The sequence below is a fragment of the Roseburia sp. AF12-17LB genome, from assembly GCF_003479605.1.
Classification (GTDB): domain Bacteria; phylum Bacillota; class Clostridia; order Lachnospirales; family Lachnospiraceae; genus Roseburia_C; species Roseburia_C amylophila.
The window spans coordinates 537,854-563,729 of sequence record NZ_QUHR01000001.1; the positions used below are offsets into that span (position 1 = coordinate 537,854).

General features: G+C 41.5%; 23 protein-coding genes. 19 read left to right on the forward strand and 4 right to left on the reverse strand.

The window, feature by feature from the left end:
• Positions 1-41: 41 nt before the first annotated feature.
• On the reverse strand, positions 42-278 hold the full coding sequence (locus tag DWV68_RS02365) for a helix-turn-helix domain-containing protein (protein ID WP_118639131.1): 237 nt from the start codon (positions 276-278) through the stop codon (positions 42-44).
• A gap of 220 nt (positions 279-498) precedes the next feature.
• Between DWV68_RS02365 and DWV68_RS02370 the strand changes: the two genes are divergently transcribed.
• The 13 genes from DWV68_RS02370 (at position 499) to DWV68_RS02430 (ending at position 16,019) form a co-directional block, all read left to right on the forward strand.
• Positions 499-963, forward strand: coding sequence for a hypothetical protein (locus DWV68_RS02370; protein ID WP_118664940.1), 465 nt, complete (start codon positions 499-501; stop codon positions 961-963).
• Positions 964-1,225: 262 nt separating this feature from the next.
• The gene (locus DWV68_RS02375; RefSeq protein ID WP_022243932.1) at positions 1,226-1,504 is read left to right on the forward strand and encodes a type II toxin-antitoxin system Phd/YefM family antitoxin; all 279 of its coding nucleotides are present in this window, start codon (positions 1,226-1,228) and stop codon (positions 1,502-1,504) included.
• 5 nt (positions 1,505-1,509) lie between these two features.
• The gene (locus tag DWV68_RS02380; protein ID WP_118664942.1) at positions 1,510-1,827 is read left to right on the forward strand and encodes a type II toxin-antitoxin system RelE/ParE family toxin; all 318 of its coding nucleotides are present in this window, start codon (positions 1,510-1,512) and stop codon (positions 1,825-1,827) included.
• Positions 1,828-2,231: 404 nt separating this feature from the next.
• Positions 2,232-3,521, forward strand: a complete 1,290-nt coding sequence (gene serS, locus DWV68_RS02385) for a serine--tRNA ligase (protein ID WP_118664944.1) — start codon at positions 2,232-2,234, stop codon at positions 3,519-3,521.
• A gap of 259 nt (positions 3,522-3,780) precedes the next feature.
• Entirely contained in the window at positions 3,781-6,480 is a 2,700-nt protein-coding gene (locus tag DWV68_RS02390) for an FAD-dependent oxidoreductase (RefSeq protein ID WP_118664946.1), read from the forward strand.
• A gap of 18 nt (positions 6,481-6,498) precedes the next feature.
• A complete protein-coding gene (locus tag DWV68_RS02395) occupies positions 6,499-6,843 on the forward strand; it encodes a hydrogenase maturation nickel metallochaperone HypA (protein ID WP_117697576.1) in 345 nt (114 codons plus the stop codon).
• 46 nt (positions 6,844-6,889) lie between these two features.
• Positions 6,890-7,939 carry a DUF5692 family protein gene (locus tag DWV68_RS02400; RefSeq protein WP_117840600.1) on the forward strand — a complete coding sequence of 350 codons (1,050 nt, stop codon included), beginning with the start codon at positions 6,890-6,892 and terminating at the stop codon, positions 7,937-7,939.
• Between the two features lie 21 nt (positions 7,940-7,960).
• Positions 7,961-8,623 carry a hydrogenase nickel incorporation protein HypB gene (gene hypB / locus DWV68_RS02405; RefSeq protein WP_118173579.1) on the forward strand — a complete coding sequence of 221 codons (663 nt, stop codon included), beginning with the start codon at positions 7,961-7,963 and terminating at the stop codon, positions 8,621-8,623.
• A gap of 354 nt (positions 8,624-8,977) precedes the next feature.
• The gene (locus DWV68_RS02410; RefSeq protein ID WP_118664948.1) at positions 8,978-10,219 is read left to right on the forward strand and encodes an ammonium transporter; all 1,242 of its coding nucleotides are present in this window, start codon (positions 8,978-8,980) and stop codon (positions 10,217-10,219) included.
• A gap of 23 nt (positions 10,220-10,242) precedes the next feature.
• Positions 10,243-10,599, forward strand: coding sequence for a P-II family nitrogen regulator (locus tag DWV68_RS02415; protein WP_022243940.1), 357 nt, complete (start codon positions 10,243-10,245; stop codon positions 10,597-10,599).
• A gap of 114 nt (positions 10,600-10,713) precedes the next feature.
• Positions 10,714-12,411 carry a carbon starvation CstA family protein gene (locus tag DWV68_RS02420; RefSeq protein ID WP_118664950.1) on the forward strand — a complete coding sequence of 566 codons (1,698 nt, stop codon included), beginning with the start codon at positions 10,714-10,716 and terminating at the stop codon, positions 12,409-12,411.
• 113 nt (positions 12,412-12,524) lie between these two features.
• The gene (locus tag DWV68_RS02425) at positions 12,525-13,844 is read left to right on the forward strand and encodes an aspartate kinase (RefSeq protein WP_117947834.1); all 1,320 of its coding nucleotides are present in this window, start codon (positions 12,525-12,527) and stop codon (positions 13,842-13,844) included.
• A gap of 276 nt (positions 13,845-14,120) precedes the next feature.
• Positions 14,121-16,019: a diguanylate cyclase gene (locus DWV68_RS02430; protein ID WP_118664952.1), complete on the forward strand. Its 1,899-nt coding sequence runs from the start codon at positions 14,121-14,123 to the stop codon at positions 16,017-16,019.
• An 87-nt stretch (positions 16,020-16,106) separates the two neighbouring features.
• Here DWV68_RS02430 and DWV68_RS02435 read toward each other — a convergent pair whose 3' ends face one another.
• On the reverse strand, positions 16,107-16,559 hold the full coding sequence (locus tag DWV68_RS02435; RefSeq protein ID WP_117840611.1) for a ferritin-like domain-containing protein: 453 nt from the start codon (positions 16,557-16,559) through the stop codon (positions 16,107-16,109).
• Positions 16,560-16,719: 160 nt separating this feature from the next.
• Here DWV68_RS02435 and DWV68_RS02440 point away from each other — a divergent pair, with 160 nt between their 5' ends.
• The 3 genes from DWV68_RS02440 to DWV68_RS02450 are packed head-to-tail and all read left to right on the forward strand — an operon-like array spanning position 16,720 to position 21,673.
• Positions 16,720-18,141, forward strand: a complete 1,422-nt coding sequence (locus tag DWV68_RS02440) for an alanine/glycine:cation symporter family protein (protein WP_117840613.1) — start codon at positions 16,720-16,722, stop codon at positions 18,139-18,141.
• 51 nt (positions 18,142-18,192) lie between these two features.
• The gene (locus tag DWV68_RS02445) at positions 18,193-19,920 is read left to right on the forward strand and encodes an ABC transporter ATP-binding protein (RefSeq protein ID WP_118664954.1); all 1,728 of its coding nucleotides are present in this window, start codon (positions 18,193-18,195) and stop codon (positions 19,918-19,920) included.
• Between the two features lies 1 nt (position 19,921).
• Positions 19,922-21,673, forward strand: coding sequence for an ABC transporter ATP-binding protein (locus tag DWV68_RS02450; RefSeq protein WP_118664956.1), 1,752 nt, complete (start codon positions 19,922-19,924; stop codon positions 21,671-21,673).
• A 7-nt stretch (positions 21,674-21,680) separates the two neighbouring features.
• On the opposite strand, the gene DWV68_RS02455 is transcribed toward DWV68_RS02450, so the two are convergent.
• Positions 21,681-22,502 (reverse strand): hypothetical protein, encoded by an 822-nt coding sequence (locus DWV68_RS02455; RefSeq protein ID WP_118664958.1) that lies wholly within the window; start codon positions 22,500-22,502, stop codon positions 21,681-21,683.
• A 103-nt stretch (positions 22,503-22,605) separates the two neighbouring features.
• The gene (locus tag DWV68_RS02460) at positions 22,606-22,782 is read right to left on the reverse strand and encodes a DUF4250 domain-containing protein (RefSeq protein ID WP_117840619.1); all 177 of its coding nucleotides are present in this window, start codon (positions 22,780-22,782) and stop codon (positions 22,606-22,608) included.
• Positions 22,783-23,499: 717 nt separating this feature from the next.
• Between DWV68_RS02460 and DWV68_RS02465 the strand changes: the two genes are divergently transcribed.
• From DWV68_RS02465 to DWV68_RS02475, 3 genes are read left to right on the forward strand one after another with little or no spacing between them, the layout of a single operon-like run.
• Complete coding sequence (locus DWV68_RS02465) at positions 23,500-24,363, forward strand: amino acid ABC transporter substrate-binding protein (RefSeq protein ID WP_117947841.1); 864 nt, start codon at positions 23,500-23,502, stop codon at positions 24,361-24,363.
• A 2-nt stretch (positions 24,364-24,365) separates the two neighbouring features.
• Entirely contained in the window at positions 24,366-25,016 is a 651-nt protein-coding gene (locus tag DWV68_RS02470) for an amino acid ABC transporter permease (protein WP_022243952.1), read from the forward strand.
• Between the two features lie 13 nt (positions 25,017-25,029).
• Entirely contained in the window at positions 25,030-25,794 is a 765-nt protein-coding gene (locus DWV68_RS02475; protein WP_022243953.1) for an amino acid ABC transporter ATP-binding protein, read from the forward strand.
• Positions 25,795-25,876: the final 82 nt, after the last annotated feature.

Consider the following 25,876-nt stretch of genomic DNA (forward strand, 5'->3'; position numbering starts at 1 on the left):
AAAAAAGAGGAAAATTCAGATTTCATTGAATTTTCCTCTTTTTAGGTTTTACTGTCATGGTGTAAATGAGCTGTTTTTATATCAGAAAGACCAAGAAAATAATCGGAAGAAACACTATAGTAATGGCAGAGCTTCAGAAGATGGCGGATAGGAAGCTCATTAGCACCACGCTCATAGCGGGCGTACATGGTCTGGGAAGTTCCGAGAACGTCGGCAATTTCCTGCTGGGTTTTGTCATGGTCTTCGCGTAAATTACGCATTCGCTGTATATAATCCATATAATCTCCAAATCTAAAAAATAAATCCGGAATTCTTCAAAAATAAATTTATATAATTCTCAAAAAATCCAGAATATATCCTAAAAATAATAGGTCTTGCAGAGGACTTTTTTAATTTATCATAATAAAGATGTTTACTATTGATTTTAGTAAATATATGTACTAAAATAGAGGGCAGTTCAAATGATAAAAGGAAGATAAAAAGGAAAGGCGGACATTTATGAAAAACAAAAAGATTTCAACAGCAATAGCGGAAAAAGTTATGACAGGAGTATTAACGATACTTATGGCAATATCAGTTACAGCCTGCGGCAGCACGAAGGAGCAGGCAAATTCAGCTGCTACAGAAGTGACCGAAGCAGTTGTCACAACTGAGGCAGAGAGTGAGACGGCAACGGAGGCAAAGGTAGAAAATGAGGTCGTGACAGAGACCGAGGCTGTGACGGAGACAGAAACGGAGGAGCCGGTGCTGTTTCGGGTGAAGGTTACAAGTGAAAATGGAGCATATTTAACAGACCAGCCAAGTAGTGAAGTATATAGTGAATACTTTTTAGTGGAAAATGGAACCGAGTTTGATGTATTAGAAGTTTTTGAAAATGATACAGAGGCGGATACCTTTTATGGGGTTAATTGGAATGGACATAGAGAGTTTTTGTGGGATAAAGATGTTACAGTTATCGACTAACCATACATTCATCACATTTTTCAGCAACACAGTATTTTGAATATAAAGAACTGCAAAAAATTTTTGAAGAAAAATCGCTTAGACCGTGAGGTTTAGGCGATTTTTGCTATTACCAAGCATCCAGTGAATAATTGAATAATTGATTGGAATTCAAAAAACTGGAATTAAAAATTTCACTTTACGATAAGTAAAAAAGGGAAAACTTGATAACATAGTCAAATTATGATATGATGTGACTATAATATAGGCGGAGGTGTTTTTTATGCATGCATTACAGGAAACAATACGACCATCTGCAGATTTAAGAAATCATTATAGTGAAATTTCAAAACAATGCAGAGAAGAAAATGAAGCGGTTATAATCACAGTAAACGGTCGGGGTGATACAGTCTCTCTTTCGTATGAGGAATATAAAAGAATGAAGTCAAGAATAGAACTTTTGGAAATTCTTACAGAAGCGGAAGATGATGTAAAGAATGGTAGAGTAGCACCGGTTCGTGAAACATTTGATGATTTAAGACAAATGCTTGGGGAGGAATAGAATTATTGAAATATGAAGTTGTTCGTACAGAAACGGCAGATGCGCAGATTAGAAAAATCGTATTGTATATAGCCGAAAATTTTGGTAATAAGGTTGCACTGGAAAAATTAGAAGAACTGGAACAGAATATTCTTGATTTGGCGGTTCGTCCATTAAAGGGGGGAGAACCGCATTATCTGGTATTGAAAAGACAAGGGCATCGGGTGTTGATATTGGAAAAAAATCTGGTTTTCTATAAGATAAATGAAGAAAATAAAAGAGTTATAATCTATGCTGTTGTTGACCAACGCCAGGATTACTTAAATATAATCAGAGGATTGTAGAATCCCCTTGCGTAAATCTAATCCCCGCGCTATAATAGGAAACAGAGTAAAAACAGCGTTTGACGAAAGCTAAGATTGACGGAATAATTCAGAGAGCCGGCGGCTGGTGTGAGCCGGTATTAGGAAGCAATTGGTCCACTTTCGGAGGCTGGTGGTGAAAGCCACGGGTTCGTACCCCTTATGATACGCAATGAAGTGGTCGCAGGCAAAGAAGAGAAGACGTAAATGTGATGCGGCAAAATGGGTGGCAACGCGGAACGGTAGATAAGCCTTTCGTCCCATGTATGAAAATGCATGGGATGGAAGGCATTTTTTACGCGAGTAGCGAGAAAAATCGCATGCTTACGAATCAATCCTATAAAATTTTCAAAAAAAGCACATGATATCAAAGAAGGAGAACAAAGATGATTGATTTAAAATTCTTACGGGAAAATCCGGACATCGTAAAAGAGAACATTAAGAAGAAATTCCAGGATCACAAATTGCCACTGGTAGATGAGGTAATTGAGTTAGATGAGCAGGCAAGAAGTGCACAGCAGGAAGCAGATGCATTACGTGCAAACCGTAACAGTATTTCCAAGCAGATTGGTGCATTGATGGGACAGGGCAGGAAAGACGAAGCTATGGCATTAAAAGAGCAGGTAAGCAAAGATGCAGCCCGCCTTGCAGAGTTGGAAGAGCAGGAAAAAGATTTACAGGAAAAGATTACCAGGATTATGATGACAATTCCAAACATCATAGACCCATCCGTTCCGATTGGAAAAGATGATTCCTATAACGTAGAAATTGAAAAATTTGGTGAGCCGGTTGTTCCGGATTTTGAAATTCCATATCATACCGATATCATGGATCGTTTCCATGGTATTGATTTGGACGCAGCAGGAAAAGTTGCGGGAAATGGCTTCTACTATCTGATGGGAGACATTGCAAGAGTACATTCTGCAGTTATTTCTTATGCAAGAGATTTCATGATTGACCGTGGATTCACATACTGTGTACCACCATTTATGATTCGGAGCAATGTTGTAACCGGTGTTATGAGTTTTGATGAAATGGATGCCATGATGTATAAAATCGAAGGCGAGGATTTGTATCTGATTGGTACTTCTGAGCATTCCATGATTGGTAAATTCATTGATACCATCAATGATGAAGAAAAACTTCCATATACTCTGACCAGCTACTCTCCATGTTTCCGTAAAGAAAAAGGAGCACATGGTATTGAAGAACGTGGTGTATATCGTATCCACCAGTTTGAGAAGCAGGAAATGATTGTTGTATGTAAGCCGGAAGAGTCCAAAGAGTGGTATGACAAGCTCTGGAAGAATACCGTAGATTTGTTCCGCAGCTTAGATATTCCGGTACGTACCCTTGAGTGCTGTTCCGGTGACTTGGCAGACTTGAAAGTGAAATCCTGTGACGTAGAAGCATGGTCTCCACGTCAGAAGAAATACTTCGAAGTAGGAAGCTGCTCTAACTTAGGCGATGCACAGGCAAGAAGACTGAAAATCCGTGTTAAAGGCAAGGATGGAAATAAATATTTCGCACATACCTTAAATAATACTGTAGTTGCACCACCTCGTATGCTGATTGCGTTCTTAGAGAACAACCTCAATGCGGACGGAAGCGTAAATATTCCAAAGGCATTGCAGCCATATATGGGTGGAAAAGAAAGACTGATTCCACTGGATTAATAGAAAATAAGAATTTTGGAAACTGATTTTAGAAAATGAGTTTCAAACAGTGAGAAAATCAAAAGAAACAGGAAACTGTGTTTTGTGTATAAAATTCACAAGACACAGTTTCTTTTTTATGAAGAACTATTGTGAAAAGTGTGATAATTATTGATAAAAATAACCGAATATTGTATAATATATACAAATACTGTGATGAATCACGACAAAAAACAACCTGTGAGGGGAGCAATACAGGTATCATACAAAGGAGGGGCACATGGCAGAACCAAGAGAATTGATTCTGAAACTCGGTCAGAAAATTACAGACCGAATCGGAGTGAAAGTTACGGAAAATGACCCGGAATACTGGGGACTTGCCGGAGTGGTAACGGATGAGATGGCAGAAGTTGCACTGGCAATGAAAGTCAGAGTACCGGCTACCGCAGCAGAAGTAGCAAAGAAATGTAAGAAGAGCGTAGAACGGACCGAAGAACTGTTAGAGCAGATGAGTGTCATCGGACTGATTGAATACAACCGGGAAAATGAAGATCATCATAAGCAGTACATACTGCCAATGTTTGTTCCGGGCTGTGCAGAATTCATGGTAATGAATAAAGAGCAGGTGGAAACACATCCGGAGATTGCAGATTTCTTTGAACAGATGTCAAAACTTCCGCTGGAGAAAGTAACACCGATGGTTCCGCTGGGTGGAGCAGGAATCGGAATGCATGTTATTCCGGTAGAGAAAGCAATCCCGGCAAACCAGCAGTCGGCAAGCGTGGAGCATATTTCCCACTGGCTCAATAAATATGATAAATATTCCGTTGGCGCATGTTCCTGCAGACGGCAACAGCGAATCCGTGGGGAGGGAACCGGAGACTTAGAGGATGATTTATGTATTGGTGTCGGTGATATGGCAGATTACTGTGTAGAGACTGGAAAGGGCCGTTACATTGATTATGATGAAGTAATGGAGATTCTGCAGCGAGCAGAGGATAATGGCTATGTCCATCAGATTACGAACATTGATGGAGAAGATAAAATCTTTGCAATCTGTAACTGTGCAGTCGGTGTATGTAATGCATTGCGTACATCCCAGCTTTTCAACACACCAAATATGTCACGCTCCGCATACCGTGCCAGTGTAGAGCCGGAGAAATGTGTAGCCTGCGGAAGATGTGTAGAGTACTGTCCGGCTGGTGCAGCAAAGCTCGGACAGAAATTATGCACCAAAGATGGTGGACATATTACCTATCCGCAGCAGGAGCTTCCGGATACCACCAAGTGGGGACCGGAAAAATGGAATCCAAATTACAGGGATGATAACCAGATTAACTGTTATGACACCGGTACCGCACCATGTAAGACAGCATGTCCGGCACATCTTCCGGTACAGGGATATATTAAAATGGCATCTCAGGGAAGATATCTGGATGCATTGAAGCTGATTAAGACGGAGAATCCGTTCCCGGCAGTATGTGGAGCAATCTGTAACCGCCGCTGCGAAGATGCATGTACCAGGGGAACCATTGACCAGGCAGTAGCTATTGATGAAATCAAGAAATTCATTGCGGAACAGGAGCTCCATGCAGAGAAGCGTTATATTCCACCAATGTTGAATTATTCTGGAAAGCCTTTTGAGGAGAAGGTAGCAGTAATCGGAGCAGGACCGGCAGGAATGTCAGCCGCATTCTATTTAAAGAAAATGGGTTATCCGGTTACTGTATTTGAAAAAGAAAAAAGACCGGGTGGTATGCTGATGAACGGTATTCCATCTTTCCGTCTGGAAAAAGATGTGATCAATGCAGAAATCGATGTGCTGCGCGAGATGGGGGTAGAATTCAAGTGCGGCATAGAAGTTGGCGAGGACATCACCATAACACAGCTGCGTGAACAGGGGTATAAAGCATTTTACATAGCAATTGGTGCACAGGGCGGACGTATGACCGGAGTACCGGGAGAAGATGCCGTAGGCGTAGAAACCGGAGTAGACTTCTTGCGTCGTGTCAATTTAAATGAAGAAGGCGTGAAATTATCTGGCAAGACCGTAGTAATCGGTGGAGGAAATGTAGCAGTAGACGTTGCAAGAACCGCACTTCGTACCGGATCTTCCGATGTATCCATGTTCTGTCTGGAATCAAGAGATATTATGCCGGCAGCCGATGATGAGGTGGCAGAGGCAGAAGAAGAGGGCATTGTGGTAAATAATTCCTGGGGACCAAAGGAAATCCTTACCGAGAATGGCAAAGTGACCGCAGTGGTATTCAAAAAATGTATCGCTGTACTGGATGAGAATAAACGGTTTGCACCAAAATATGACGAAGAAGAATTATTAACGGTTCCTTGTGACCAGGTATTATTATCCATTGGACAGTCTATTAAGTGGGGGGCTTTATTAGAAGGAACCAAAGTGGAATTTAATCCGAACGGAACCTTAAAGGCAGATCCGGTAACATATCAGACCGCAGAGCCGGATATTTTTACCGGTGGAGATAACTATACCGGACCAAGATTTGCTATTGATGCTATTGCAGCAGGAAAAGAAGGCTGTGTATCTATTCACCGTTTTGTCCATGAAGGACAGAGCCTTACTTTGGGACGTAACAGAAGACAGTTCATTGAACTGGATAAAGACAATATTAAAGTTGAGACCTTTGACAATGCAAAACGTCAGGTGCCGGGACATAAGGCTGGAGATGCAAAGCATACTTTCCGTGATTTACGAAGCACCTTTACCGAGGAGCAGGTACAGAAAGAAGCAAACCGCTGCTTAGGCTGTGGTGCTACCGTAGTAGACCCGAATAAGTGTATCGGCTGCGGAATCTGTACAACGAAGTGCGAATTTGATGCCATCCACTTAAGCCGTGACCTGCCGGATGCAAGCCGCATGGTAAAATCAGAAGACAAGTTAAAGGCAATCTTCCCATATATGTTAAAGCGTGAGATTAAGATTAAATTCAAAGGCAGGAAGAAATAAAAAGCAGGATGTGAGTGTATGCATGAACTGGGAATTATCATTCATATTTCCAAAACATTAAAGGAAGTAGCAGAAGAAAATGAAGTGACGAAGATAGGTTCTGTTACTTTGGAAATTGGAGAAGTCAGCGGAATTGTCCCGGAATACCTTTTAGACTGCTGGGACTATTACCGGAAGAAATCGGACCTGTTATCGGAATCGGAATTGCGTATCGAGACGCTTCCGGCGGTAACCATGTGCGAGAATTGCAAAAAGACTTATCCGACTGTAAAATTCGGCAGACAATGTCCGTACTGTAAGAGTGATGACACCTATCTGCTGACGGGAAATGAATGCAGTATCAAAGAAATGGAGGCCTGCTGAGGCAGGCTTTCCAATAAATAATTTACCAAAGAAAGAAGGGGTTAAAATGTTGTTTCATGTTTATGGAGGAAATGGAATTTATCAGTGGATTGCCATGCTGGCAGTCTTAGCCGGACTTATTTTATTAAATGAGTTTGCAAGAAGAACCAAGTTTGGTGGACTTATGATGTTTGGAATTATTCCGCTGGCACTTACCGTTTACTTTGTTGTAATTGCAGTATGCGCAGGACAGGGCGTAGAATGGGCCGTAAATAACCAGACACATCTTTATATGAATGGATGGTTCCATTACGCAAAACTGTATGCAGCACTTGCCGGATGTATCGGCTTTATGATGATTAAGTATGAATGGGGTATTGGAAAGAAACAGTGGTTCCGTGCATTCCCATTTGTAATCGTAGCAATTAATATTTTGATTGCAGTAGCCAGCGATTTCGAATCCGCAATCAACGGCTGGTATTCCTGGTGGTTATCTTCCGAAGATGTATGGCTCTATGGTGGCTGGCACAACGTAATGAACGGAATCGCAGGAATCTTAAATATCCTTTGCATGACAGGCTGGTGGAAAGTATATTCCTCCAAAGACAAGAAAGATATGATCTGGCCGGATATGATCTGGGTTTACATTGTAGTATATGATATCTGGAACTTCGCTTATACCTACAATTGTCTGCCAACCCACTCCTGGTTCTGTGGTGTAGCACTGCTTTTAGCACCTACTATTGCAGCATTAATCTGGAACAAGGGTGGCTGGATTATGAACCGTGCAAATACACTGGCAATCTGGTGTATGTTTGCACAGATTTTTCCACTGTTTCAGGAGACTGCTGCCGATGGAACAACCTATTATCCATGGGCAACCATTTCCAGACAGTATGCAGACGGAACGGTAAATGGCATTGTAGCAGGAACTTCGAACAATGCAGATCCGACCGCAATGACAATCGTCAGCGCACTGGCACTGATTGTAAATGCCATTGCTTTAGGATACATCATTTACAAATCTGTAAAGAATAAGAAGAATCCGTATACCAACGAAGTATTTACAGACTTCAAGTATTATAAAGATGCACTGGCAAGAGCAGATGTAAAATAGGGTATAATTGAGGAACTGGAAATGAAAGTAATTGAAGTAAAAAGAAGTATATTTGAAAATAATGATAAGGATGCTGCCAGCTTAAGAGAACAGTTAAAGGGAGAGAAAACATTTCTCTTAAATCTGATGTCTTCACCGGGAAGTGGTAAGACTTCTACCCTGGTGCCAACGGTCAATGAACTATTAAAGGACTACCGGGTAGGAGTCATGGAAGCGGATATTGATTCCGATGTAGATGCATGGACGATTGCTGATAAGACAGCAGCAAAGGTTGTACAGCTTCATACCGGCGGTATGTGCCATCTGGATGCAGACATGACCAGACAGGGCTTGAAGGAGCTTGGCACTGAGGATGTAGATATTGCTATCCTTGAAAATGTGGGGAACCTTGTCTGCCCGGCAGAATTTGATACCGGAGCAGTGAAGAATGCAATGATTTTGTCCGTACCGGAAGGACACGACAAGCCATTGAAATATCCATTAATCTTTACCGTATGCGATGCACTTATTATCAATAAAATTGATGTGCTGCCATATTTTGACTTTGATATGGATAAGGTAAAGGAGTATGCATGGAAACGGAATCCGAATCTTAAGATATTCCCAATCTCCGCAAAGACCGGAGAGGGAATGGAAGCATGGTACTCCTGGCTGAAAGAAGAGGCAGATAAATGGATGAAATAAAGTATCCTTTTGGGTGAGAAAACAGCCGGAAACATCACAAAAAAACTAGCAAAAGAACAAAAAATAATTAATTGATTAAAAAATGCCCTTGCAATAGGGATAGAAAAGTGCTATAGTCCTAGCTGTAGACGAAGATGTCAAAAACACGAAAACGTGTTTTTGGCATCTTTTTTTACTTTACAGGAAATTGTTTTCCTGTAAAGTAAAAAACGCTCCGCGAGGATGCACACTGCGGCGTATAAGGTAGATATCGCAAGCGACCGCCGCAGGCACGAGAATGTGCCAAGGCACATGCTTTGCTCCGTGCGCTACTCGCATAAAGAGTTTCTCAAGTGAAAAGAAGGAGGATTAGATATGAATACTGGAGATACAGCCTTTATGCTGATTGCAACAGCACTTGTGTTTTTTATGACACCGGGACTTGCATTTTTCTATGGAGGTCTTGTACGAAGAAAGAATGTATGTAACACGATGATGGCATGTGTGGCAATCATGGGATTGTCGGTAGTGCTTTGGACACTGTTTGGTTATTCCCTTGCATTTGGTGGCAATCACGGAGGTATCATTGGAGATTTCCGTTGGATAGCCTTGAATGGTGTAGGCTGGGAGACAGGACCTTATGCAGATACCATTCCACATCTTGTATTCTGTGCATTCCAGATGATGTTTGCCATGATTACACCGGCACTGATTACCGGTTCCTTAGTAGGAAGAATGAAGTTTAAGGCACTGTTTCTCTTTGTAACACTATGGTCCTTTGTTGTATATTATCCACTGGCACATATGGTCTGGGGAGAAGGCGGACTTTTAGCAGCGATTGGTTCTGTTGATTTCGCCGGAGGAGATGTGGTACATATCAGCTCCGGAGTCAGTGCATTGGTTCTGGCAATCATACTTGGAAGAAGACGTGGCTATGAGCAGGTAACTTATCGTATTCATAATATCCCGTTTGTTGTATTAGGAGCATCTCTTTTATGGTTTGGCTGGTTTGGATTTAATGCAGGAAGTGCACTGGCAGCCGATGGACTGGCAGCCCATGCATTTATGACATCTGCAATTTCTGCAGCAGCAGCCTTATTATCCTGGATGCTTATTGATGTTGTAAAAGAAGGAAAGCCAACTCTGGTAGGTGCATCCACCGGGCTTGTGGTAGGGCTTGTGGCAATTACACCGGGTGCAGGATTTGTTCCAATCTGGTCAGCATTTATTATCGGAGCTTTGGTCAGCCCGATTTGCTACTTCGGAGTTGCACTTATTAAGAAGAAACTGAAAATTGATGATGCGTTGGATGCATTTGGATGCCATGGAATTGGTGGTATCTGGGGTGGAATTGCCACCGGAATTTTTGCACAGAAATCCATTAACAGTACTGCAAAATGGGATGGACTGGTGTTTGGAGATTACCGTCTTTTCCTGGCACAGATGGAAGGAATTTTAATTACAATTGTAATTGCAGTGGTTGGTACCCTGTTTTGTGTGGCAGTGGTAAGGATCTTTACACCGCTTCGTGTAAGCTTAAAAGAAGAACAGCTTGGACTGGATGTAACCCAGCACGGTGAAAATGCTTACCCAAGCTTCAACGGATTAGACCAGTAGGATAGAAAAGGAGATAATCAGATATGATGATTAAAATAGACGCAATTGTGCGGGAAGAAAAATTCGAAGATGTAAAAGCAGCATTAAATGCCATCGGAGTCAACGGTATTACAGTATCGCAGGTTATGGGATGCGGTGTGCAGAGAGGATATAAAGAAATTGTCCGGGGCATGGAAGTGGCAGTGCAGATGCTTCCGAAAATCAAATTTGAAATCGTAGTATCTTCCGAAGAATGGGAACAAAAAACCATCGAAGCCATACAGAAGGCAGCCTTTACCGGGGAGGTCGGCGATGGCAAAATCTTCAGCTATGAGATTCGCTCCGCCCAGAAAATCCGTACCGGGGAGACCGGCTATGACGCATTGCAGAGCAACGATTAAAGGAAGGATAGATTAAAAAAGTAATATAAAATTGATTAAATTTAGACCTTGACATTAAATTTAAAAGGGAGTAAAAACAATAATTAAATAATTCATATGAGGAGGAATTTGAAAATGAATGGTTTAGTTATTGTATTAATAGCCATCGTATTGTTGGCTGCCGGTTATTTGCTTTATGGACGCTGGCTGGCTAAGAAATGGGGAATCGACCCGAAAGCTGAAACCCCTGCAGTAAAATATGAAGACGGAGAGGACTTTGTTCCTTCATCCAGATTTACCGTATTCTCACATCAGTTCTCATCTATTGCTGGTGCAGGCCCTGTTACGGGACCAATCCTTGCCAGTGTATTCGGATGGGTACCTGTATTCTTATGGATAGTAGTTGGTGGATTGTTCTTCGGAGCAGTACAGGACTTTGGTGCTCTGTATGCATCTGTTAAGAATGAAGGAAAATCCATGGGTATGATTATTGAAAAGTACATCGGTAAGATGGGAAGAAAGCTTTTCATGTTATTCTGCTGGTTATTTACCCTTTTGGTAATCGCAGCATTTACTGATATGGTTGCCGGAACTTTCAATGCATATCCGGCAGGAGATGGTAATGCTGTATATGCCAACGGTGCAGCAGCAACCGTTTCCATGTTATTCATTGGTGTTGCAGTTATCCTTGGTATTATCTTAAAGAAAGCACCAAAGATGAACGAAATCGTAAAAGGTATCGTTGCAATTGCATTAATTGTAGTAATGTTTGCAGTAGGTATGAAACTTCCTATCTATACTGATAAGACCATGTGGATTTACATTATTATGATTTACTTATTCTTAGCATCGGTACTTCCAATGTGGCTTTTAATGCAGCCAAGAGATTATATGACAACATTTATGCTTCTTGGTATGATTATCGGCGCAGTTGTTGGTGTAGTAGTTGCACATCCTGCAATGCAGTTAAATGCATTTAACGGATTCGTTTTAACCGGAGCAGACGGAAGTAAATCCTATCTGTTCCCGACCTTATTTGTAACCATTGCCTGCGGTGCTGTTTCCGGATTCCACAGTCTGGTATCTTCTGAGACATCATCTAAGACCATCCGCAATGAAAAAGATATGCCTATGGTTGGTTATGGCGCAATGGTAGTAGAGTCATTACTTGGAATTATCGTATTGGTCGTTGTTGGTGCAGTAGCTGTAAATGGTACAAAACCAGATGGAACACCATTTGCAATCTTCTCATCCGGTGTTGCTGGCTTCCTTGAGATGTTAGGTGTACCAAATGATGTGGCAACTGTATTTATGACCATGTGTGTATCTGCATTAGCACTTACTTCACTGGATTCTGTAGCACGTATCGGACGAATGTCCTTCCAGGAATTATTCTATGAGGATACAACAGACCCTGCAAAAATGGGTGGTGTCCGCAGAGTATTAACCAATAAATATTTCGCAACAATCGTGACCTTATTCTTTGGATACTTATTAACACTGGGCGGATACAACAATGTATGGCCGCTGTTTGGTTCTGCAAACCAGTTACTTGCAGCACTTGTTCTGATTGCACTGGCTGTATTCTTAAAGACTACCGGACGTACCGGCTGGACACTGTATGTACCAATGGTAAGCATGCTGGCAGTAACCTTTACTGCACTGGTTCAGAAATTCATTGCACTGGTAAGCAATGTAATGAATGGAACTGCAGTATTTCTGATAGATGGTTTGCAGCTCATTGTTGCAGTTCTTCTGATGGTATTAGGTGTTATGGTGGCAGCAAGCTGCTTTACCAAACTGTTAAAGACCAAAAAACAGGAAGAAGCATAAATTGAATAGAAATTAAATTGAAATTTTTAAATGGAAATTACATTTACTTCTTTTCAAATGGGGAAAAATAAGATACAATCTTGAGTTATGAGATAGTAAAGGAGCAAATGACGATGATTAAGGTAGTTAAATTTGGTGGAAGTTCACTTGCAAGTGCAACACAGTTTGCAAAAGTAGGCAGGATTATCACATCAGACCCGGAACGCCGCTATGTTGTACCAAGTGCACCGGGAAAACGAAATTCCAAAGATACCAAGGTAACGGATATGTTATATGCATGTTATGCTCTGGCGGAAAATGATGAGGATTTCGATAAGGAATTAAAAAAGATTGCAGAACGTTATGATTCCATTATTAACGGATTGAACTTAAAGCTTTCTCTGAAAGATGAGTTTGAAGTAATTGAGAAGAACTTTGCAGCTAAGGCAGGTTCTGATTACGCAGCTTCCAGAGGCGAATATTTAAATGGTATTGTAATGGCGAACTATTTAGGCTATGAATTTGTGGATGCAGCAGAAGTAATTTTCTTTGATAAAGATGGTAACTTTGATGCAGACAAGACAGATAAAGTGTTGAGCAAACGTCTTTCCAAGGTTGAACGTGCTGTAGTTCCTGGATTTTATGGTTCCATGCCGGACGGAAGTGTTAAGACCTTCTCCAGAGGCGGCTCTGACATTACAGGATCTATTGTTGCAAAGGCTGTTCATGCTACAGCATATGAGAACTGGACTGATGTTTCCGGTTTCCTGATTGCAGACCCAAGAATTATTGACAATCCGGAACCAATTAAAGTAATTACATACCGTGAGTTAAGAGAGCTTTCCTACATGGGAGCAAGCGTATTACATGAAGATGCAGTATTCCCGGTTCGTAAAGCCGGTATTCCAATCAACATCCGTAATACCAATGCACCGGAAGATGAGGGAACATGGATTGTGGAAACAACCTGTCACCAGTCCAAATATACCATTACCGGTATTGCCGGAAAGAAAGGCTTCGTATCTGTAAATATTGATAAAGATATGATGAATTCAGAAGTTGGTTTTGGACGTAAAGTGCTTTCTGCATTTGAAGAAAACGGTATTAACTTTGAACATATGCCATCTGGTATTGATACCATGACCGTATTTGTACATCAGCCGGAATTTGAAGGCAAGGAACAGGCAGTTGTATCTGCAATTCACCGCCTTGCAAAGCCGGACAGCGTAGAATTGGAGTCTAACATCGCCCTGATTGCAGTTGTAGGACGCGGTATGCGTTCCACCAGAGGAACATCCGGAAGAATTTTCTCAGCACTGGCACATGCAAATGTCAATGTTAAGATGATTGACCAGGGGTCATCTGAGTTAAATATTATCATTGGAGTAAGTAATTCTGATTTTGAAAATGCCATCAAAGCAATTTACGATATTTTCGTAACAACACAGTTATAAGAAAACTGAAGAAAATATATAAAGAAGATGTAGAAAAAGAGACCTGTTATTTTGCAGGTCTTTTTTTGCTTTACAGGAAATTGCTTTCCTGTAAAGTAAAAAATGCTCCGCGAGGATGCGCACTGCAGCGTATAAGGTAGATGTCGCAAGCGACCGTCGCAGGCACGAGAATGTGGGATAAATGTCTGGTAAATAAATTTAAAGAGTTTCATAAAAAGCAGGTGGAAAGTCGGAATATTTGTGGTAAAATAAAAGAAATATGCTGGAGGGAATATAATGGAAGAACTGGGTAATATTGCAGTCTTTTTAGCTGGATGGAATAGTGAATATCAGACCAGATTAATTAATGGTATTATTCGTAAGGCAAAGGAAGCAAACTATGCAATCTCTATTTTTACCTGTCAGGCAGGGAGTGAGATTTCGGATAAGCATGTGCTTGGAGAAAATAAAATATATTCGCTGGCTAATCTTTCACGTTTTGATGGCGTAATTTTTGCGACAAATACAATTTGGGAGAAACCAACAAAAGAGGAAATTATTCGAAGAATACGTCACGCTGGCATTCCTGCAGTAAGCTTTGAGGAAAAGGTAGAAGGCTTAAGCCTGATTGGAATAGATAATTATAAGGCAATGCGGGAGATGGTAGAACATGTTGACAGTCATGGCTATCATCCGATTCATTTTGTAGCTGCAAATGCAACAAATGAAGAGAGTAATATCCGCCAGAAGGCATTTGAAGATTTTGTGAAAGAAAAGAACTATTCTGCAGAAGATTATGCGGTATGGCATGGAGATTTTTCCTTTGACAGTGGCGTACAGGTAGTGGATGCCATGGAAGAGGCTGGAAGGATGCCACGAGCACTTTGCTGTGCCAATGATGAGATGGCATTAGGTGCCTGCAACCGTTTGAAACAGTTGGGATATCAGGTGCCACAGGACATAGCAGTAACAGGATTTGATGGCTCTTATGATACCCGGCGCTATATTCCGGGAATTACTACGGTAGACAGACCAAAGGAGACACTGGGATATACCGCTATGCAGTTGCTTTTGCAGGAAATTGAGACAGGGAAGAAACAGGAACTGATTTTGACATCCCGTGTTGCAGTGGATGAAAGCTGTGGCTGTGTTTTAGAGGATAAAAAGCGCGTGGTATCTGCGATAGAAACGTTATACCTTGAAAAAAAAGAAAATGAAAAATATACTTATCAGATACACAATATGGAAGATGAGATGATGGAGTGCGAATCATTGGAAGAATTAATCTTCTGTATCCGCCAGAATATTGGAAAGTTTACGACAGAGGATGTATATCTGTGCCTGAATAAGAGTATTTATTATGAGATGACCGGCCGTGGTAACAACATTTTACGCAACCGCACAATTACCCGGGATTATGAAAACAAGATATACATAACCAAATTAAGTAATGAGGACGGCATGCCGGAATTTTATTCTTTTACCAGTGAGCAGATGTTCCCGGCAATGTGGAATGGCAGAGGTTCAGGGGAATATCTCTATATGCCGGTTCATTTCAGGGATAATTGCCTGGGATATATGATACTGACCGGTACATTGGATACAAAACATATTCCAAATTATTATGTCTGGATTCGTAATATCAGTAATGCATTGGAAAAGTTAAAGAATGTATCAGAACTTCGGAATGCTGCCCGTAACATTGATAATATGGCAGTCCGCGACAGCCTGACAGGAGTTTATAACCGGATGGGAATCAACCGTTTTGTGGTAGATATGGTAAAACAGGCAAATACCAGCAGACGTCGATTGTTATTTATCTTTGCTGATATGGACGGGTTAAAGAAAATCAATGATGAGTTTGGTCATGAAGCGGGTGACCAGGCAATCTGCCTTGCAGCAGAGGCATTGCAGGAGGCGTTCTGTGAAAAGGAACTGATTATCCGTTATGGAGGGGACGAATTCTTAGTGGTTTCTGATGCTTTAAGCTGGGAACAGGCTGAAGAAAAGAAAGCTCAGATAACAGCCTTGTTAAAGCAGTGGCAGAGGGATGAGAAGCTGCCGTACCGTCTGTCTATGAGTATCGGTTATTACCAGAAGGAGCCGGATACCGAGGCATCCATGGAACAGTATATTAACTGGGCAGATGAGCGAATGTATGAGATGAAATGTAAGAACCGTGAGCAGCGAAAATAAATAATAAGTATAAAAAGCATGAAAGGCATTGGAGCAGAAAAATTTCCTGTTCCGATGCCTTTTTGACAGTTGCAATGCATCTGCAGGTTAAGCCATCTGATTTGCAGTTTTATAACGGTAAATCATTTCTGCATGCTGCTGTTCTTCCGTCTGGATATGGTTTAAAATCTGACGGACTTTTGGAGAAGCAAAGCTGAATAAATCGTTGTTGTATGCGGAAGATACATACTTTTCACTGGAAATGGAATCGCTGCACAATAATGCATCGTGCTTCTTGTCGGCATTTTCACTGGATGCATGGTAAGCAGCGTTTGGCTGATAGTTCTTCGGGGCAGCTATACCAACATCAGGCGTATCACCGGAAAGCAGACTGCTGATGGTGTCATAGTGTTCTGCTTCTTCTTTCTGAATGACCTCAAATAACTGTTTTAATTCAGGGTCTTTTGCTTCGCTGCTGTAAAAGGCATATTTGTCGCGGCAAAGTTCTTCCTGCTGTTTTAAATCATTTAACAGCATAGTCTCTTGTTCGGTTAAAATCATTTTGTCATCACCTCATCCGTAATATAACCCGAAAGGAGTATTTTTATACAAATTATGCGAAAAAAAAGATAGAATTATTGATTGCACTTGATAACTGTGCTATGCTAAAGTGTATTTAACAATTTAAATTGGAATCAAAAGAGAATAGGAGCGAACAAAAATGTTAGACCAGATTAACAGCATTCTTGGTAAAATTGATAATTTTGTCTGGGGTGTACCACTTATTGTATTGATCCTTCTGGTGGGAATTTTTCTTACCATCCGCCTGAAGGGACTTCAGATTAGAAAATTACCATTAGCAGTAAAATATTTGTTTGAAAATGAAAAGAGTGGCGAATCCGGCGAAGTATCCAGTTTTGCAGCACTTTGCACTGCATTATCAGCAACCATAGGAACCGGAAATATTGTCGGAGTAGCAACTGCATTGGTAGAAGGTGGACCGGGTGCGTTATTCTGGATGTGGATAGCAGCACTGGTTGGAACTGCCACAAAATATAGTGAGTGTCTACTGGCAATCAAGTACCGTGTGGTGGCAGAAGATGGTCATATCATCGGCGGACCATTCTATTATATTGAAAATGGAATGGGATCAAAGTGGAAATGGCTTGGAAAATTATTTGCCTTCTTTGGTGTGGGCGTAGGTTTATTCGGAATCGGAACCTTTACACAGATTAATGGTATTACCAGTGCAGTAAAGGGTTTCTTTGACCCGGATACCACCTGGACAGTTGACCTCTTTGGAAGAACTTATTCCTGGACTGTAATTATTGCAGGTATTATTCTTACCATCTGTGTGGCGCTTGTTATCATCGGTGGAATTAAGAGAATCTCTACAGTATCACAGGTCATTGTACCATTTATGGCACTGACTTATGTGGTTGTTGTATTAATTATTATTGTGATGCATATTACAGAGGTTCCAGCAGCATTTGCAACCATTATAAAGAGTGCCTTTGGATTTAAGGCGGTAGCCGGTGGTGCAATGGGAAGTATTATTGTAGCAATGCAGAAAGGTATTGCCCGTGGTATTTTCTCAAATGAAGCAGGACTTGGTAGTGCACCAATCGCGGCTGCAGCAGCCCAGACCGATTATCCGGTAAAACAGGGACTGGTTTCCATGCTTGGAACTGTAATTGATACACTGATTATCTGTACCATGACAGGTCTTGCAATCGTACTTACCGGTGCATGGGACATGGGCTTGGAAGGTGTTGCTGTTACAACCAAGGCATTCCAGCTCGGACTTCCGTTCCCAAATCAGGTAGCATCCTTTATCCTGATGGTATGTCTGGTATTCTTTGCATTTACCACAATCTTAGGATGGGATTATTACAGTGAGCGCTGTCTGGAGTATCTGACCGGACATAAGAAGGCTGTTGTAAAAGCATACCGCTGGTTATACATCTTAGCGGTATTTATCGGACCGTTTATGACAGTATCTGCTGTATGGACCATTGCAGATATTTTCAACGGACTGATGGCTCTGCCGAACCTGATTGCAGTTACTGCATTGAGCGGTGTGGTTGTGGCTGAAACCAAAGTTTATATGGATGGATTAAAAAAAGATAAGATTCAGCCATAGAAAGATAGGAAAAAGGGAATATTAGATGATCACTAATTAGGAGCAGGTACAGTGAGAAAGTTATTGCGTTTTTTAAAGGATTACAAAAAAGAGAGCATTTTAAGTCCATTATTTAAATTATTAGAGGCATCCTTTGAATTGTTTGTGCCTTTGGTTATGGCAGCAATCATTGATACCGGTATTGGCAATAAAGATGGCGGATTCATCTTGAAAATGTGTGGAATCTTGATTTTGCTGGCATTAGTGGGACTGACCTGTTCCATTACTGCACAGTATTTTGCAGCAAAAGCGGCAGTAGGTTTTGCAACTAAGGTACGTCATGCATTATTTGACCATATTCAGAAATTGTCCTATACAGAGATGGATACCGCAGGAACGGATACCATGATTACCAGAATGACCAGTGATATCAATCAGGCACAGTCCGGTGTCAATATGGTACTCCGTCTGTTTTTGCGTTCTCCTTTTATTGTATTTGGTGCCATGATTATGGCATTTACCATTGACGTAAAGGCAGCGCTTATCTTTGTGGTAACGATTCCTGTTTTATCCGTTGTGGTATTTGGAATTATGATAATTACAATTCCGTTGTTCCGCCGGGTGCAGGCATCTTTAGATAAAGTCCTTGGAGTAACAAGGGAGAATCTGACCGGAAGCCGTGTTATCCGTGCCTTTAATAAAGAGCAGGAAGAAATTGCAGATTTTGATGAGAGTAATGAGAGGCTGACGGATGTACAGCTCTTCGTAGGAAAAATTTCAGCATTGATGAATCCGCTTACCTATATTATCATCAACGTGGCACTGGTTATTCTTATCTGGACAGGTGCAATTCAGGTAAATATCGGAAAGATTTCACAGGGTGAAGTAGTAGCACTGGTAAACTATATGTCCCAGATTCTGGTGGAATTAGTAAAGCTTGCAAACCTGATTATTACGGTAACCAAGGCAATTGCCTGTGGAAACCGCGTGCAGAGTATTTTTGAGATGGAGACTTCCATGGTGGATGGAAATGGAAGCAAAAAGGAAGATACCGGATATACCGTAGAATTCCGCAATGTTTCCATGCGTTATAAAGGTGCCGGAGCAGATACCTTAACTGGCATTGATTTTAAAGCAAAGCCAGGAGATACCATTGGTATTATCGGTGGAACCGGTTCCGGGAAGTCCTCTGTGGTCAATCTGATTCCTCGTTTCTATGATGTCACGGAGGGACAGGTTATGGTAGATGGCATGGATGTCCGGGAATATAAGATTACGGATTTAAGAGATAAGATTGGTATTGTGCCGCAGAAAGCAGTTCTGTTTGCGGGAACCGTCCGAAGTAATCTTGCCTGGGGCAAAGAGGATGCGACGGAAGAAGAGATGCAGCAGGCACTTTCCGTTGCACAGGCAGCAGAAGTTGTAGATAAGAAAGACGGTAAGCTGAATGCGGAAGTAGAACAGGGTGGAAAGAATTTCTCCGGTGGACAAAAGCAGCGTCTTACAATTGCCAGAGCACTGGTAAAACAGCCGGAAATCCTTATCATGGACGACAGCTCATCTGCACTGGATTATGCTACTGATGCTAAACTGCGTCAGGCAATTCATAATATGCCAAACCGTCCGACCGTATTTATCGTATCACAGCGTGCCGCATCCATTATGTATGCCGATAAGATTATCGTATTAGATGATGGAACTGTTGCAGGAACCGGCACCCATGAAGAATTGTTAAAGGATTGCAGCGTATATCAGGAAATCTATTATTCGCAGTTTAAGAGGACGGAAGGAGGACACTGATATGAAAAAGAAATCAAGACAGAAGGAAACCCTTGGAAGAATCCTTAAGTATATGAAAAAGTACTGGTTATTCTTAGGTTTGTCCATTGCATTAGCGGTGATCAGTGTAGTTTTAACCTTATACATTCCGATTCTTACCGGAGATGCCATTGATTATATCGTAGACAAAGGAAAAGTAGATTTTACTTATATTACACCAATCCTTAAGAAAATGGTGGTAGTCATTCTGATTACGGCAGCTGCCCAGTGGATTATGAATGTCTGCAACAATAAGATGACTTATAATATTGTCCGGGATATCCGTAAGGATGCTATCCGCAAAATAGAGATTCTTCCACTGAAATATTTAGATGCTCATTCCTACGGTGAAATAGTCAGCCGCGTAATTGCAGATGTAGACCAGTTCGCAGATGGACTTCTGATGGGTTTTACCCAGTTGTTTACCGGTGTGGTAACAATTATCGGAACCTTAGGCTTTATGTTAAGCGTAAATGTAAAAATCACCGCAGTGGTCGTATTTTTAACACCGTTGTCTTTTGTGGTAGCAGGATTTATTGCAAAGAAAACATTCTCCATGTTTAAGCTGCAGTCGGAGACAAGAGGAGAACAGACTGCTTTAATCGATGAAATGATTGGAAACCAGAAAATTGTCCAGGCATTTTCCCATGAAGATGAGGCGTTGGAAAGTTTCGATGAAATTAATGAAAGACTGGAAAAATATTCCCTTCGTGCCTTATTCTTTTCCAGCATTACCAATCCGAGTACCCGTTTTATCAATGCGTTAGTTTATGCAGGTGTTGGCGTGTTTGGCGCAGTTTCGGCTATCCATGGTGGAATCAGTGTTGGGCAGTTATCCTGTTTCTTAAGTTATGCAAATCAGTATACGAAGCCTTTTAATGAGATTTCCGGTGTCGTAACTGAGTTACAGAATGCACTGGCTTGTGCAGCAAGAGTATTTGAGCTGATTGATGAAGAGGCACAGGTACCGGATGCAGAAGATGCAGTGGTATTAGAGGAAGTAAAGGGAGATGTGGATTTAGAGCATGTTTACTTCTCTTATGAGCCGGGGCAGAAGCTGATTGAGGATTTTAATCTCCATGTCAATCCGGGTGAGCGTGTGGCAATTGTCGGACCGACCGGATGCGGTAAGACAACATTGATTAATCTTCTAATGCGGTTCTATGATGTCAACAGCGGAACCATCCGTGTCAGCGGCGTGCCGGTTAAAGATATGACAAGAAGCAGCCTGCGCAGCAGCTATGGTATGGTATTGCAGGAAACCTGGTTAAAGGAGGGAACCATTCGTGAGAACATCTGTATGGGAAAACCGGATGCTACCGATGAAGAAATCATGGAGGCAGCAAAAGCTTCCCATGCCCATAATTTTATCAAACGTCTGCCCAAGGGCTATGATACGGTAATTGCAGAGGACGGTGGCAATCTTTCCCAGGGACAGAAACAGCTTCTTTGCATTGCCAGAGTTATGCTTTGCCTGCCGCCAATGCTGATTTTGGATGAAGCAACTTCATCGATTGACACACGAACTGAGATGAAGATTCAGGAAGCTTTTGGCCGGATGATGAAGGGAAGAACCAGTTTTATCGTTGCCCATCGTCTGTCTACCATTGAAGAGGCAGACATTATTCTGGTTATGAAAGACGGACATATTATTGAACAGGGCAATCATGAAGAACTGCTTCAGAAGAATGGATTCTATGCAGCCCTTTATAACAGCCAGTTCGCACAGTCATAGAATTGATTTATAGTGTTACATGTTGTAACAGCATTTCATACGTTACCCCAAGTTCCGGATTAAAATTCCATGGAACGAGAGCTGCCTGGCAGCCGGGGTAACGTTTTTTGATGTCTAAAATGCATTCCATGGCGCCGCTTACGGGAGAATCGTTAAGGGAAGAAGTCCGTTCATTTCCAAAGAAAGCGTCTTTCCCGGTAGAAAGTAAAATGGTATCATTAACCCGTTTTACGATTTCATCGGTCTGGAAAGCAATGTATTCCGTTACCCGTTCATCCTGCCAGCGAAAGCTTTCTGCAATGGTATCCCAGATCCATGCAGCCATATTATTAAGCTGGCTGTGAAGACCAAAAGCCACAGAATAATCAAAAGCATGACTGCCATAGCGTATGACATGCTTTTTGGCTTTCTCATAAGTCTGATGCAGATATGCCAGTGCCGTACTGACCGGAAGCTCCGTATCGATGGAAGCACCAAAGAGCTTTTTCTGCTCAAAGAGTGTATCACAGAATTTTTCGTAATCACTGTCGTATAAACCGGTAAGATTGCATTCGTCAAGGTGAATGGTAGGATAAGATTCCAACTGATAGCGTTTAAGAGCCTGTTTCATGGCAGGAAGATTATTATCAATTAAAGTAATCGATGAAAAGTGTCCGGCAAGGAGCGATAAATCCCAGTCGTTACAACCGCCGGCACCAAAGATGGCAAGGGAGCTGTCAGCAGCAGTAGAGGCAATCAGATAATTGCTGATGGCATTGCGATAATCTGTCCAGTCTTCGTAGGCGTGGGGCAGAAACTGTTTTTGCAAGAGGTCTTCGTAAAGTGACATGGGATACTCCTTTCATTATGTGTATCGGAACGGTTGGTATAAATGTGGTTATTTTTGATGCTGAGAGGGAAAATGTCCTCCCTACCGCCACAACAGACCATATTTATACAAACTGGTTTGTCTTCTCGTCATATTCATAGTCGATGGCGGAAAGCTTATTGCAAAGCTCGTTCCTCGAAAGATTTAAGGCAGAGCAGAGTTCATCCAAGGTAGGGTAGAAATCCCGAAGCTGTGTATTGATGTAACTTAATAACATGACTGGGTCATTTGGTATATTCATGGTGTAATATCTCCTTTTATCATTGATTGCATAGGTGCTTGCGAAAGGGGGAGAGGATTTCCTGCAATAATATTACGCCGATTCACAGGGAAATTTCTCTTTATCCGATACAAAATGCCAACAGTTCTTAGAATGCGTCTTTTGCTTGTTTGTAAACTGTCTTTCCTGTTGCTTTGGCTGAATAGCAGTACTGTCCGTCGAGGGCAGATGCCACATAATGCCTGCAAGGGGCACTAGGAATTTCGGTATAATGCTGTTTTCATCTGGCAACCGGCACAAATTCACATCCATGTTCAAATGTGCCTCGCTGGTACATCCCTGTACCAGCGTTGCCTGTTGCCAGACGAAATTCCAAGTGCCCCTAACAGCCTTTATCAGGCATCTGTACTTCGACGAACCGTGCTGCTATTCTGACAAACATTGGAAAGACGGTTTTAATAATAACAAGCAAAAGATGCATTTTAGAATTGTGGTATTTTGTATCGAAAGAGAAATTTCCCTGTGAATCGCATAATATTTTTCGCAAAAACTCTCCCCATTCGCAAGCACCTATGGATTATTCATGTATATGCCCAATTTTAGTCTAAAATTTATCGGCTGACAACCTGAAATTAATATAGAAAATGATTTACATTACTGATTTATCATGGTAGTATACTAAAGTGATGGAAAAAGAACTTAATAAAAAGATATTACAAAAAGAGGAGGAACTCTATTATGAAGAAGAAAATGTTGACTGTTTTACTGGCAGCTGCAATGACCGTGTCACTGGCTGGCTGTGGAAGTAAGGATGCAGATAAAAAAGACAATGCATCTGTCCAGAATACTGAAAATGTAAAGAGCGACAATGGTTCAGACCGTACCCAGTTTGTTGTAGGATTTGACGCAGAATTTCCACCATATGGCTATATGGATGAGGATGGAGATTATACCGGATTTGACCTTGAACTGGCACAGGAAGTATGTGACCGTAACGGATGGGAACTGGTAAAGAAACCAATTAACTGGGATTCAAAAGATATGGAATTAGAGTCAGGTTCCATTGACTGTATCTGGAACGGATTTACCATGAACGGAAGAGAAGATGATTATACATTCTCTGATCCATATGTAGACAACAGTATCGTTGTAGTTGTTGCAAAAGATTCGGATATTAATAAATTATCAGATCTGGCAGGAAAAGTAGTAGACGTTCAGGCTGATTCTTCAGGACTTGCAGCATTACAGGGAGATGATGCAACCGATGAAAATAAAGAGCTGACTGCATCTTTTGCTGAACTTCAGCAGGTAGCTGATTACAATACTGCATTTATGAACTTGGAGTCCGGTGCTGTAGATGCAGTAGTATTGGATATCGGAGTAGCAAAATACCAGATGTCATCCAGAGGAGATGCTTTCCGTATGTTGGATGAACAGGTATCCAGCGAGCAGTATGCAATCGGATTTAAAAAAGGTAATACAGAGTTAAAAGACCAGGTTCAGAAGACCTTGGATGAGATGGTAAAAGATGGAACATTTACTACTATCGTAAATAACTACACAGATTATAATTTACCAGAAATGGTTTGCTTAGGAGAATAGATATGTCATTTATTGCTGTAGCACAGCAGCTGGGTTCCGGTATGCTGGCATCACTTTCTATATTTGTATTAACATTGGTATTTTCACTGCCGTTAGGACTTTTAGTGGCATTTGGAAGAAAGTCACGGATTAAGCCGGTGCAGTGGCTTGTAAAATTATACATATCCATTATGCGTGGAACTCCGCTGATGCTTCAGCTTTTGGTGGTGTATTTCGGACCATATTACCTATTTGGAATCCGAATCTCCAAAGAGTATAGCTTTTATGCAACAATCATTGGTTTCTCCATTAATTATGCGGCATATTTCGCAGAGATTTATCGTGCAGGAATCGAAGGAATCCCGGTAGGACAGTATGAAGCAGCCAAAGTATTAGGATACTCTAAGGCACAGACCTTCTGTAAAATCATTTTCCCGCAGATGGTAAAACGCGTGGTGCCGCCGGTAACCAATGAAGTTATTACACTGGTAAAAGATACTTCCATGGCATTTGTACTGGCTTATGCAGAAATGTTTACCATTGCAAAACAGATTGCAGCCCGTGTCAGCAGCATCATGCCATTGTTTGTAGCAGGACTTTTCTACTACATCTTTAACTTTGTAGTGGCATTTATCATGGAACGAATTGAAAAGAAACTGAGTTATTATAAGTAAGGAGAGGAAAAGAATGAAGCTGTTAGAGATAAAGAATGTAAAGAAAAGCTTTGGGGCTGTAGATGTACTTCATGATATTTCACTCTCCGTGGAACAGGGTGAGGTTGTAGCAATTATCGGTCCTTCCGGTTCCGGTAAATCAACACTGCTGCGTTGTGCCACACTTCTTGAGACTATGGATGAAGGAGAACTGGTTTATCTCGGTGAGCATGCGGTGTCAACCGGTGCGGATGGAAAATCCCAGTATGTGGGAAACGCAGAATTAAAAAAGATTCAGGGATATTTCGGACTGGTATTTCAGAACTTTAATCTGTTTCCACATTATTCCGTGTTAAAGAATCTGATGGATGCACCGGTACACGTGCAGAAGCGGAATAAAGAAGAAGTAAAGAAAGAAGCAATGGAGCTTCTTGAAAAAATGGGGTTATCCGATAAGGCAGACTGCTATCCATGCCAGCTTTCTGGTGGACAGCAGCAGAGAGTTGCCATTGCAAGAGCGTTAGCACTTCATCCACAGATTTTATTCTTCGATGAGCCAACCTCCGCATTAGATCCGGAGCTTACCGGAGAAATCTTAAAAGTAATCCGTCAGCTGGCAAGTGAGCATATGACCATGGTAATTGTAACCCATGAGATGGCATTTGCCAGAGATGTGGCTGACCGTGTCATTTTTATGGATGGCGGTTATATTATTGAACAGGGTGACCCGAAGGAAGTAATCGAGCATCCGAAAGAAGAGAGAACAAAGCAGTTCCTGGCAAGATTTGCCCAGAATTAGGATTGGGTAAAACCGGGATTGCATTATTTATAAAGTCTGCTATAATTCGTCATAGGTATTTGCTTCAACGACCAATAAATAT